We start from the raw sequence: 11,321 nt of genomic DNA, 5'->3' as shown, positions 1-11,321 counted from the left end.
GCCGCCACTCTAGGGCGATGAAAGATAACAATCCGCTAAAAGACAAGCGAATGCTGGATCCTGATCACGTCGAAACCTGGATCTTCGATCTGGACAACACGCTCTATCCCGCCGGGAGCAACATATTTGCCCGTGTTTCCGTGCGGATAACGGAGTATGTCCAGAACCGTTTCTCGCTCGAGCACGAGCCTGCCCGCGCATTGCAGAAGGACATGTTCCGGCGCTACGGGACGACTCTGAACGGCCTGATGGCGGAGCACGGTATCGATGGCGAGGAATATCTCCATTTCGTGCATGACATCGATGTCGCGGATATCGAGCCGAACCACGCGCTGGAGGCGGCCATCGCCCGCCTGCCGGGGCGGAAAATCATCTACACGAACGGCTCGGTTCCCCACGCGCGGCGGATCATGGGGCAGATCGGCGTCGACCATCATTTCGAGGACGTTTTCGATATTGTTGCTGCCGATTACGTGCCGAAACCGAATCCCGGCCCCTACGACACGCTGGTGTCCCGGCATCGCCTCGATCCCGCGCGCTGCGTCATGGTCGAGGACATGGCCCGCAATCTGGAACCGGCGGCCGCGCTCGGCATGACGACGGTCTGGCTCTCCGGCACGCTCGACTGGGCGAAGGAGGGAGCGGAGCAGGATTACGTCCATCATGTCGCCGACGATCTGACGGATTGGCTGAACGGTCTGTCCGGGCCGCTACAGGCCTGAACACTACGCTACCGGGCCGTCTGGGCTTGCCGGTTGGACAATCCTATCGAGGCGGTGCGCGGCCATAGCCGCGGCAAGAGCGATTACCGCCGATCCGAGCATCACGAGAAGAAGCGCGTAACGGGCGTTCTCAGCCGTCAGGACGGCGCTGGCGACCGATGCCATGGTGGCGCCGCCAGCCACGGTGATGGCGCTCGCCAGGCCAGCTGCGCTGCCGGTGAGCTTTGGATGTACCGAGATAGCGCCGGCATTCGCGCTCGGAAGGGTCAGTCCGTTGGACACACCGACCAGCATGCAGGGACCGAACAGCGCCATGATGTGATCGATCTGCATGGCATACAGCACCAGTCCGAGAAGCAGGCCCGCGCAGGCGAGGGCGCGCCCGGCAAGCATCATGGTCGTTAGCGGGACCCTCCCGGCGAATCGCCCGGAGAGAAAACTTCCGAACATGAAGCCTGCCGTGATTGACCCCATGCCGAGGCCGAGTGCCGCGGGCGAGAGACCGAAAGCAGCTCCGGCGGCGAGTGGTGCGCCGGCAAGGAAGGCGAAGAAGGCGCCGACCGAGAAGGCCATGCAGAGCGCATAGGACCAGAACCGCCCGGAAACGAGCAGCTTGGGGTAGGTGCGGAACTGTGCGCTCATGGAAACGGAGCGGGAGTGGTTCGTTTCCTTCAGGTCCATCCAGCACAGGGCAAAGACGGCAAGTCCGAAGGCTTCGAGGAACCAGAAGCTGGCGCGCCATCCGAACATCTCGTCGAGCAACCCGCCCAAACTTGGGCCGAGCATGGGTGCCACGGCCCAGGACATCGCGACATACCCGATCTTGCTCGCGGCCTCTTCCTTGCCGGTCGTATCCCGGATGACGGCGAGGGCCACGGCATAGGTCGGAGCGATCACGGCCTGGAGCAACCTGCATCCGAGGAAGGTCCAGATATCCGGCGCGAAAATGCATCCCGCCGTGGCGATCATGAAGAGTACGAGGCCGGAAAGGATAACCGGCCGGCGCCCGAACCTGTCGGACAGGGGCCCCAGGACGATCTGCAGGACGGCGGACGCGGCGGCATAGGCAGCCAGCGAGAGACCGATCACACTGTATTCCACACCGAATTCGGCGGCCATGTTCGTCAGCGACGGAAGGAAAATGTTGATGGGCAGGATGCAGAGCGCCGAGAGCAGGATCAGCGTGGACAGGCGCGGTCCGTGGTGAGGGCTTGGCATGGGGAGTATCGCCGGCGGTTTCGGAGAGGGATGGCTCAGGTCATGAAAAAGGCCCCGGAAGGGGCCTGCTTACCGCGCATGGGTGCTTTCGCCCGGCGGCTACGCCGCCTTGCCCATGCGCCTTCCCACTACGACACTTACCTGCATCATCCTCATGGCGAGAGAGATTAACAGCCAACGGCGCTAGGTCAATGTCGGCCTCAGCGCTTCCAGAAAACCATGCAGCGGCTCGCGGCCATTGTGCCTTGACCAGGCGAGCCAGAGGGCAATTTCCGGCGGCGGTGCTCCCGCAGGCATTTCTATGGGCCGGATGGTGACGCCCGAATAGCCGGTTTCAAGCCCGCTTTTTGGTATGATGGAGACGCCAAGGCCGCCGGCGACCAGCGCCATGACGGTTGGAATTTCGCGGACCACTTGAACAACGTTCGGCTCGAACTCGCTGGCTGCGGTCAATGCACTGATCCGGCCATGAAGGCCGTTCGCGTTGTCTGTAGGTGTCCCGATGAAGCGCTCCTGGCGGAACGCGTCTATTGGAATCGCCGGCAGTTTGCTCAGGTGGTGATCGTCCGGCAGCGCGGCGACGAGAGGTTGCGTTGCGACGACCAGATGCTCCAGATCTTCGGGGTAGGCGACAGGCGGACGTATCAATCCCGCGTCGATGCGCCGGTCCCGGATCAATGCGAGCTGCTCGGCGGTCGTCGCTTCGCGAAGATCGATGGCAAGACCGGGCCGCTCCTTCCTGACGGTACGGAGGACCTCCGGCAGGACGCTGCAGGATGGAAGCACCCCCAGCCGGATCTCTCCTTCTTCACCCGCAGAGACCTTCTTGGCCCTGTTCACCGCAAGATCCAGTTTCTCTGCGATTTGCTCGACCTCGGTAAGGAAGGCCGTGCCCGCTTCGGTCAGGGAAACCTGCCGGTTCGTGCGCTCGAACAGTCTGACGCCAAGAGAGGTTTCAAGGCTTTGAATGGCCATGCTGAGTGGAGGTTGGGTCATGTGCAGCTGTGCCGCCGCGCGGCCAAAATGCAGCTCACGTGCAACCACGGCGAACTGGTGCAGCTGGCGGAGGCTGATGTTTAGCCTAAGGAATATATCAAACATGCTTAAATCATATATTGGATGAAATGGTTTTCGAACGTCAAAAAGGGCGCGTCTCAATCGAATGGAGAACGCGATCATGAAAGCCTCTTTCCCGAAAGAACTTGCGATTGTCACCGGTGCCGGAACCGGCATTGGAGCGGCGGTTGCCGCGCGGCTGGCCGGGCAGGGCGCAGTTCTGTGTATCGGCCGCACTCTGTCAAAGCTGGAAGGTCTGGCGGAGAAGATGGGGCCGTCATTGTTGCCTTATGCCCTGGATGTTACGGATCGGGCTTCGCTTGGCCGGTTGGTCGGCGATCTGCAAAGCAGCGGCTCGAAGGTGACTGTGCTGGTCAACAATGCGGGCATTGCCCGGAACGGGGCCGCAGACCTTGAGTTGAAGCAGCTTTGGGCGAACTGGGACGAGGTTCTGGCAACCAATCTGACTGGCGCTTTCCAGATATCCATGGCTGTCGCGCCATTCCTGAAGAGACCCGACGGACGCATCGTGAATATCGGCTCTATCGCCGCCTATACCGGGGGACGGAGCCAGGGATCGGCAATCTACGCCGCGAGCAAGGCCGGAGTGAACGGTCTCACGGTCGGTTTGGCGCGGGAATTCTCGGGCGACGGGATCACGGTGAATGCCATTGCGCCCGGCCTTGTTGCCGGGACGGAATTCACCGCCGCATGGGATCCGGCTCGTATCGACGATTTCGTGAGGGATGTTCCGGCCGGGCGTCCGGGCAATGCGCAGGAGATCGCCGCGACCGTTGCATTTCTCTGCAGTCCGGACGCGGGATACATCACCGGGCAGGTGATCCACCAGAATGGCGGTGCCTACTTCGCGCCATGATGCCAAAAAAGCAACGCTGCACAGATTGACAGAAATCCGCCGCGTGCTCATGTTGCGCCTCGAATTTCATGCAGGTTATGGGGTGTGAGGCGATGAGCGCGAGCCAACTCGAAACAGTGATCAATGCGGCCTGGGACGACCGGGACAATGTCGGTCTGGAAACCAAGGGCGAGATCCGCGAGGCGGTCGAGCAGGCGCTGGCCGGTCTCGACGATGGCTCCATCCGGACAGCCCAGCCGCTTGGCGATCATAAATGGCAGGTGAACGAGTGGGCGAAGAAGGCGGTGCTGCTGTCCTTCCGGCTCAACGACATGGACATTGTTCCGGGCGGTCCGGTCGATGGCGATCTCGGCCCGTCCGTCTGGTGGGACAAGGTTCCGTCCAAGTTCGCTGGCTGGGGTGCCAACCGGTTCCGTGAGGCCGGCTTCCGCGCGGTGCCGAACTGTGTTGTCCGCCGCTCCGCCTTCATCGCCAAGGGCGTCGTTCTGATGCCGAGCTTCGTCAATCTCGGCGCCTATGTGGACGAAGGCACGATGGTCGATACCTGGGCCACGGTCGGCTCCTGCGCCCAGATCGGCAAGAATGTGCATCTGTCCGGCGGCGTCGGCATTGGCGGCGTGCTGGAGCCCTTGCAGGCCTCCCCGGTGATCATCGAGGACAATTGCTTCATCGGCGCCCGCTCCGAGGTGGTCGAGGGTGTGATCGTCGAGGAGGGCGCGGTGCTCTCCATGGGCGTCTTCATCTCCGCCACCACCAAGATCATCGACCGCGACACGGGCGAGATCTTCGTCGGCCGGGTGCCGTCCTATTCCGTCGTGGTGCCGGGCTCCCTGCCAGGCAAGCCGCTGCCGGACGGAACGCCGGGCCCGTCGCTTTCCTGCGCTGTGATCGTCAAGCGCGTCGATGCCCAGACCCGCTCCAAGACCTCGATCAACGATCTGCTGCGGGATTGATGTGTACGTTCTGATCGACCCGGTCCGGCTGACCCAGGATCTTGTCCGCTGCGAGAGCGTGACGCCCGTTGAAGGCGGCGCTCTTGCACTGCTTGAGAAAGAGCTGACGGCGCACGGCTTCACCTGCCGGCGCATGACCTTTCACGAAGAGGGCACGCCGGACGTCGAAAACCTCTATGCCCGGATCGGCACCGGGGCGCCGAACATCTGCTTTGCCGGACATACCGATGTGGTGCCGCCGGGCGATGCGGCGGACTGGGTGGCGCCGCCCTTCTCCGGCGAGATCCGCGACGGCCGGCTCTATGGCCGTGGCAGCTCCGACATGAAATCCGGTGTCGCCTGCTTTGCAGCGGCGGCGGCAAGTTATGTGGGCAAGCACGGCACCGATTTTGCCGGCTCGATATCCTTCCTGATCACCGGTGACGAAGAAGGCCCGGCGATTAACGGCACCGTGAAGGTGCTGGACTGGATGGCGGAAGAGGGCGAGAGCATCGACGCCTGCATCGTCGGCGAGCCGACCAATCCGGAATTCCTTGGCCAGATGATGAAGATCGGCCGGCGCGGCAGCTTCACCGGCTATCTGACGGTGCACGGGACGCAAGGCCACACCGCCTATCCGCAACTGGCGGACAATCCGATCCATCGTCTCGTGAAGATGCTGGAGCCGCTGACGGAAGGCGTGCTGGACGAGGGCACGGAGCATTTCCAGCCGACCACGGTGGCCATTGCCACGGTCGATACCGGCAATCCGGCAAACAACGTGATCCCGGCCAAGACCAGTGCGACCTTCAATGTCCGTTTCAACGATCTGCACACGGCGGAAAGTCTCGAGGCGAAATTCCGCGCCATGTTCGATGCGGTCGGCGGGCGCTACGATCTCCGCATTGAATGCACCTCGAACGCATTTGTCACCGAACCCGGCCCGCTCAGCGATGCGGTCGCTGCGGCGGTGAAGGACGTGACCGGCAAGGAGCCGGAGCTCAGCACTTCCGGTGGCACCTCTGATGCGCGTTTCATCCGCAAGTTCTGCCCTGTAGTCGAGTTCGGTATTGTCGGCCAGACCATGCACAAGACGGACGAGCATGTGATGGTCGCGGATATCGAGGCGCTGACGGCGATATACGAGAGTGCGCTGGAAAAATTCTTCGACGCGGCGCGGGCCTGATCCCGATGGCCGTGCCGGGCCCTGCCGAAATCATCCGCGCGGTCTATGGCTGCTGGTGTCTGGCGCTTGGCCGGCCTGGCGCCATCGATCTGTTCGATCGTAGCGAAGCCGGTTTCTTCCGGTCCTTCTTCGCGGCCGCGCTCGCCTTGCCTGCCTTCGTGCTGTCCGACGTCGTGAACGGTGGGGCGGCATGGCTCGACGGCGGCTTGCTCGACTGGGTCAGCTACGCCCTGCGCTACGCGATCTATTGGCTGGTATTCCCTTTGGTCGCCTGCATCATCGCAGAGAAGATCGGTGCGCTTGACCGCATTCTCGATCTTCTGGTGCCCTATAACTGGGTAACGCTTCCGTTCGGGTATCTCTTTTGCGCGCTCACAGTGATCCGTGCCGGTGAGGGACCTGTAGCGGATCTTGCCGAAAGCCTGAGTGTGTTTGTCTGGGTGGGCCTGCTGTTCCTGATGTACCGCTGGGCCCGGCAGTTGCTCGGTGTTTCAGCGCTGATGGCCTTCGGCTTCGTCCTGGCGGACGAGATGGTCTCGTTGGTTTCTTATCTGCTGCTGGAGAGTGTCGCGGCCAGTATGTGACCGCGCTCAGTATTCGACCGAAACCAGATAGAGCCCGTCCGGCGGTGCCGTCGGCCCGCCCGCGGCCCGGTCTTTCGCCGCCAGGGCCTTCTCCACGCTCCGCCGGTTCCATTTACCTTCGCCGACCAGACGCAAAGTGCCGGTGATGTTGCGGATTTGGTGGTGCAGGAAGGAGCGGGCATGGGCGTTCAGGTGGATCTCCTCGCCGACCCGGCTGACCGTCAGCACATCCAGGGTTTTCTCCGGTGACTGCGCCTGACAGTGCTTGGCCCGGAAAGTGGTGAAGTCGTGCTTGCCGACGAGCGCCTGCGCCGCCTCATGCATGGCGGCGGCATCAAGCTCCTGCGGCACGTGCCAGACCCGGCCGCGATCGAGCGCCGCCGGCGCCGGCCGGTTCAGGATGCGGTAGAGATAGGACCGCCGGGTGGCGGAAAAGCGGGAGTGAAAATCCGGCTCAGCCTCTACTGCATGGCGGATGACGATGGCAGCGGGCTTCAGGTGGTAATTCACCGCCTTCATCACTGTCTCGGCATTGAAGCGGTCCGATTCAAGATCGAAATGGGCGACCTGCGCCAGGGCATGCACACCCGCATCGGTCCGACCCGCGCCGATCACTTCGGCGGCTTCGCCGGAGAAGGCTTTTACGGCCTCTTCCAGCGCCTGCTGGATCGACGGCCCGTTGGCCTGACGCTGCCAGCCGGAAAGACCGCCGCCGTCATATTCGATTGTGATCCTGAAGCGGGGCATGGGGTCAGCCGAGCCTTGTGCCGGGCGTCAGCCCGTCATAGCCACGCAGCAGATCGGCCGCATCCATTGGTGCCTTGCCGGGCCGCTGCAAGCGGGTGATGCGCAGGGCATCCTTCGCGCAGGAAACGGTGAGCTCCTCGTCCAGCACGGTGCCGGGATCGTTGCCGAGGGCTCCAAGTTCCAGCACCTCGGCCGCGAACACCTTGAAGCGGGCGCCGTCGAGCTCGAACCAGGCGCCGGGCCAGGGAGCGAGGGCGCGGATGGTGCGCTCCAGAGTGGCAGCCTCCTGTGCGAAATCGAGATGGCCTGTCTCGCGGGTGAGTTTTTCAGCGTAGGTCACGCCCTCATCCGGTTGCGGTGTCGCTTCCAGATAGCCTTCCGCCAGTCCGGCCAGGGCCGGGACGATCAGTTTGGCGCCAAGGGCCGAAAGTGCGTCATGCAGGGTCTCGCCGGTGGTCTCCGCTGTGATCGGCACGGTTTCCGCCAGAAGCATGGCGCCGGTATCGAGCCCCTCGTCCATCGCCATGATGGTGACGCCGGTCTCCGTGTCGCCGGCGAGGATTGCCCGCTGGATCGGCGCGGCACCGCGCCAGCGGGGCAACAGGGAGGCATGGACGTTGACGCAACCGAGGCGCGGCGCGTCGAGGATTTCCTTCGGCAGGATCAGGCCGTAAGCGACGACCACGGCGGCATCGAGAGCAAGGTCGCGGAACCGTGCATGCTCGTCCGCATTTTTCAGCGAGAGCGGGGTGAAGACGGGGATATCGTGCGCTTCGGCTGCCTCATGCACGGGAGATTTCCGCTCTTTCTTGCCGCGTCCGGCGGGGCGTGGCGGTTGGCTGTAGACGGCGGCGATCTCGTGCCCTGCGGCAATCAGCGCTTCCAGAACGGGCACGGAGAAGTCGGGAGTGCCCATGAAGGCGAGCCGGAGCGGTATGCCGGCGGCGGGAAGCGGGGCGGACCCGGTCATGTTCTATCCGTTCTGAGGCAGGAGAGGCCGGCGTCAGGCCGCCTCGTCTTCTTCACGCTGTTTCTTCGCCTTGATCATCTTCTTCAGGATCATGTTCCGCTTCAGGGCGGAGATATGATCGATGAACAGCACGCCGTTCAGGTGGTCGAGCTCGTGCTGCAGGCAGGTCGCCAGCAGGCCGTCCGCATCCATCCGCTGTTCCGCGCCGGTCTCGTCGAGGAACTGCATCGTAATCTGGGCCGGGCGGGTGACTTCGGCGTAGTGACCGGGCAGGGAGAGGCAACCTTCCTCATAGGTGTTCAGATCCTCGGAGGACCAGACGATCTCCGGATTGATCACCTTGAGGGGGCTGTTTTCCTCGTCGTCGCGTGAGATATCCACCACGAGCAGCCGCTTGGTCAGACCAACCTGCGGCGCCGCCAGCCCGATGCCGGGCGCGGCATACATGGTCTCCAGCATGTCGTCGAGGAGCTGACGGATATCGCCGTCGATCTCCGCCACCGGAGTGCAGTTGGTTTTCAGGACCCGATCAGGTGCCCAGACGATGTCGCGCGTGCTCATAAAAGTGTGTCGAATTTGTTGCCAGCAGCCCTTCAGGTAGGGGATCGGTCTGCAGAGGTCAAGCATTGCGGGCCTGTTCGATCCCCCGTTTCCTTGGGCCGGACGTGGTAGAATGGTGATTCGCCGAAAGGGCTTGCTGGACCGTTTGGGATGAAGGTGCCGAGATGGATGGACTGACGCTGATTCTGGCGGCCGTGGCTGCTGCCGCGGTTCTGCTGGCCGTGATCGTGCTGCTGAAGGGCCGGGGCACGGACCCGCTGCTCGCGGCGGCGCTGGAAGAGGCGGCCCGGCGCCAGGCGGAGCAGGCGGAACGTGCCGCCGCCGCACAGGCGGAACTCGCGGGGAGGGTGACGCAGCTTTCCGAGAACCATGCGGCCGCGCAGGCCCGTATCGCCGAGCTGATGCAGGTGCAGGAGCGCGAGGTAACCAAGCGTCTGGACGAGCGTCTGGCCGATGTCTCGAAGAAGGTCGGCGAGAGCCTGGAGAAATCCAGCACCAAGGCGCAGACCAGCCTGTCCGAGCTGCAGCAGCGTCTGGCCGTTATCGACACGGCGCAGAAGAACATCACCGAGCTGTCCACCCAGGTGGTCGGTCTGCAGGACATTCTCTCCAACAAGCAGGCGCGCGGTGCTTTCGGGGAAATCCAGCTCAACGATCTGGTCAAATCGATCCTGCCGCCGAACGCCTACCGGTTTCAGGTGCAGATCGGCGATAACCGCCGGGTCGACTGCCTGATCGATCTGCCGAACCCGCCGGGCTCCATCGCCATCGACGCCAAGTTCCCGCTGGAGAGCTATCACGCGCTGAGCCGGGCGACGAACGATGTCGAGCGGGAGACCGCACGCAAGCAGATGGCTGTGGCGATCCTGAAGCACGTAAAAGATATCTCATCGCGCTACATCGTGCCCGGCGAAACCGCTGAATCGGCGCTGATGTTCCTGCCGTCCGAAGCGATCTATGCCGAACTGCATGCCAACCTGCCTCAGGTGGTCGAGCAATCCTGGAAGGAACGGGTCTGGATCGTCTCGCCAACGACGCTGATGGCGACGCTGAATACGGTTCGGGCCGTCCTGAAGGACGCACGTATGCGCGAGCAGGCGCATGTCATCCAGGCCGAGGTCAGGATCATGCTGAACGATGTCGGGCGGCTGGACGACCGGGTAGGCAAGCTGGAAACTCACTTCCATCAGGCCGAGAAGGATATCCGCGATATCCGGATCTCGACCGGCAAGGTGATAAAGCGCAGCGAGCGGATCGAGGAGATCGAGCTAGGTACTCTGGAGAGTTCCGGTGATGTTGCGGAGGATCTTCTGGGTAAGGTCGACGCCCTGCCACTTGAGAGGGATTGATGGGGCCGGGCGTTCTGAAAAGCCGGACCGTTGAGCTTCCGGTTCTGACGGAACGGCTGTGCATAAGGGCCCACCGGGAGGATGACCTCGAGAACCTTTTCCGGCTGCGTTCCAATCCGGATGTGGTGGAGCTGCTCTATGGCGATCCGCTGACTGAGGAAGAGGCACCGGGGCTCTTGGCCAAATACATGTCCGTCTCCCGTTTTGACGAGGATGGAGACCAGCTCACGCTGGCTGTCGAGCGGCGGTCGGATGGTGCCTATCTCGGAAACCTGAAGCTGCAGATCATCAGCATCGAGCATTTGCAGGGCGAGATCGGCTATGTCTTCGATCCCCGCTATCACGGCAAGGGTTATGCGCGGGAGGCCGCGATTGCAGCGCTGGATCTAGGCTTCCGGCATTTCGGAATGCACCGGATCAGGGCGCATTGCGATGCCCGTAATACGGCATCCTGGCGGCTGATGCAGAAGCTCGGGATGAAGCGGGAAGCCCATTTTCGCGAGAGCGAGTTCTTCAAGGGTGTCTGGGCGGAAGATTTCATCTACGCCATTCTGGCTCGGGAATGGACCGGTACTCCGGAGGCTGAATAGCCAGGAAGCTCAGGCGGGCGTCTTAAACCGTTCTTCCGGAATGACCGCTATGACTGTCAGCTCCACCAACAGGCCCGGGTCCACCAGGCCTGCGACCTTGACGCCGGTTGCAGCGGGCCCGTGCGCTTTCGAGAAACGGCGCATACGGACATTCTGGATCGCCGGAAGATCTTCATCCCGAACGTAATAAAGCGTGGTCGAGACAATGTCCGAAAGCTGGCCGCCGAGAGCCGCCAGCACGGTTTCGATATTATCGATCGCAACGCCCGTCTGAGTTTCTGGATCGTCCGGCCCGACAATCTCGCCATCCGCATTCCATGCCACCTGTCCGGTCAGATGCACCCTTCTCCCGAGGGGCTCCACCACCGCCTGAGAGAAGGGGAAATCTTCATCGGACCATACGTTCGGAGGTGAAATGCGGATGGCGCCTGTCATCGTGATCAGTTATCCGATCTGACTTTTTCGAGGAATGTTTTGACCTCGCGGTCGAGGGACTGTGCCTGTCCGGCGACGCCCTTGGCGGCGCTGA

General features: G+C 62.7%; 13 protein-coding genes. 7 read left to right on the top strand and 6 right to left on the bottom strand.

What is annotated here, in order from left to right:
• Positions 1-50 precede the first annotated feature (50 nt).
• Entirely contained in the window at positions 51-722 is a 672-nt protein-coding gene (locus tag IG629_RS21365) for a pyrimidine 5'-nucleotidase (RefSeq protein WP_193173932.1), read from the top strand.
• A 3-nt stretch (positions 723-725) separates the two neighbouring features.
• Here IG629_RS21365 and IG629_RS21360 read toward each other — a convergent pair whose 3' ends face one another.
• Positions 726-1,940, bottom strand: a complete 1,215-nt coding sequence (locus IG629_RS21360; protein ID WP_193173931.1) for a multidrug effflux MFS transporter — start codon at positions 1,938-1,940, stop codon at positions 726-728.
• A 183-nt stretch (positions 1,941-2,123) separates the two neighbouring features.
• On the bottom strand, positions 2,124-3,041 hold the full coding sequence (locus IG629_RS21355; RefSeq protein WP_193173930.1) for a LysR substrate-binding domain-containing protein: 918 nt from the start codon (positions 3,039-3,041) through the stop codon (positions 2,124-2,126).
• A gap of 76 nt (positions 3,042-3,117) precedes the next feature.
• Between IG629_RS21355 and IG629_RS21350 the strand changes: the two genes are divergently transcribed.
• The 4 genes from IG629_RS21350 (at position 3,118) to IG629_RS21335 (ending at position 6,575) form a co-directional block, all read left to right on the top strand.
• Complete coding sequence (locus tag IG629_RS21350; RefSeq protein WP_193173929.1) at positions 3,118-3,873, top strand: SDR family NAD(P)-dependent oxidoreductase; 756 nt, start codon at positions 3,118-3,120, stop codon at positions 3,871-3,873.
• A gap of 92 nt (positions 3,874-3,965) precedes the next feature.
• On the top strand, positions 3,966-4,826 hold the full coding sequence (dapD, locus tag IG629_RS21345; protein WP_193173928.1) for a 2,3,4,5-tetrahydropyridine-2,6-dicarboxylate N-succinyltransferase: 861 nt from the start codon (positions 3,966-3,968) through the stop codon (positions 4,824-4,826).
• Between the two features lie 10 nt (positions 4,827-4,836).
• Entirely contained in the window at positions 4,837-5,991 is a 1,155-nt protein-coding gene (dapE, locus tag IG629_RS21340; protein WP_226887006.1) for a succinyl-diaminopimelate desuccinylase, read from the top strand.
• Between the two features lie 5 nt (positions 5,992-5,996).
• Positions 5,997-6,575: a hypothetical protein gene (locus IG629_RS21335; RefSeq protein ID WP_193173926.1), complete on the top strand. Its 579-nt coding sequence runs from the start codon at positions 5,997-5,999 to the stop codon at positions 6,573-6,575.
• Between the two features lie 6 nt (positions 6,576-6,581).
• Here IG629_RS21335 and truA read toward each other — a convergent pair whose 3' ends face one another.
• Genes truA through def form a run of 3 tightly spaced genes read right to left on the bottom strand, consistent with a single transcriptional unit; the run spans position 6,582 to position 8,853 of the window.
• A complete protein-coding gene (gene truA / locus IG629_RS21330) occupies positions 6,582-7,322 on the bottom strand; it encodes a tRNA pseudouridine(38-40) synthase TruA (protein ID WP_193173925.1) in 741 nt (246 codons plus the stop codon).
• Between the two features lie 4 nt (positions 7,323-7,326).
• The gene (gene fmt / locus IG629_RS21325; RefSeq protein WP_193173924.1) at positions 7,327-8,292 is read right to left on the bottom strand and encodes a methionyl-tRNA formyltransferase; all 966 of its coding nucleotides are present in this window, start codon (positions 8,290-8,292) and stop codon (positions 7,327-7,329) included.
• Positions 8,293-8,325: 33 nt separating this feature from the next.
• The gene (gene def, locus IG629_RS21320) at positions 8,326-8,853 is read right to left on the bottom strand and encodes a peptide deformylase (RefSeq protein ID WP_193173923.1); all 528 of its coding nucleotides are present in this window, start codon (positions 8,851-8,853) and stop codon (positions 8,326-8,328) included.
• 164 nt (positions 8,854-9,017) lie between these two features.
• On the opposite strand from def, the gene IG629_RS21315 reads away from it, so the two are divergent.
• Together IG629_RS21315 and IG629_RS21310 are read left to right on the top strand one after the other, a co-directional pair.
• A complete protein-coding gene (locus tag IG629_RS21315; protein ID WP_193173922.1) occupies positions 9,018-10,202 on the top strand; it encodes a DNA recombination protein RmuC in 1,185 nt (394 codons plus the stop codon).
• Complete coding sequence (locus IG629_RS21310; protein ID WP_193173921.1) at positions 10,202-10,792, top strand: GNAT family N-acetyltransferase; 591 nt, start codon at positions 10,202-10,204, stop codon at positions 10,790-10,792. Before IG629_RS21315 ends, IG629_RS21310 begins: the two co-directional genes overlap by 1 nt.
• Positions 10,793-10,801: 9 nt before the next feature.
• Here IG629_RS21310 and IG629_RS21305 read toward each other — a convergent pair whose 3' ends face one another.
• Positions 10,802-11,227 (bottom strand): RidA family protein, encoded by a 426-nt coding sequence (locus IG629_RS21305; RefSeq protein WP_193173920.1) that lies wholly within the window; start codon positions 11,225-11,227, stop codon positions 10,802-10,804.
• Positions 11,228-11,321 lie beyond the last annotated feature (94 nt).

The organism is Nisaea nitritireducens, from assembly GCF_014904795.1.
GTDB classification, from domain to species: Bacteria; Pseudomonadota; Alphaproteobacteria; order Thalassobaculales; family Thalassobaculaceae; genus Nisaea; species Nisaea nitritireducens.
The sequence above is the reverse complement of the archived record's forward strand: the minus strand, read 5'-3'. Positions and strand labels throughout refer to the sequence as shown.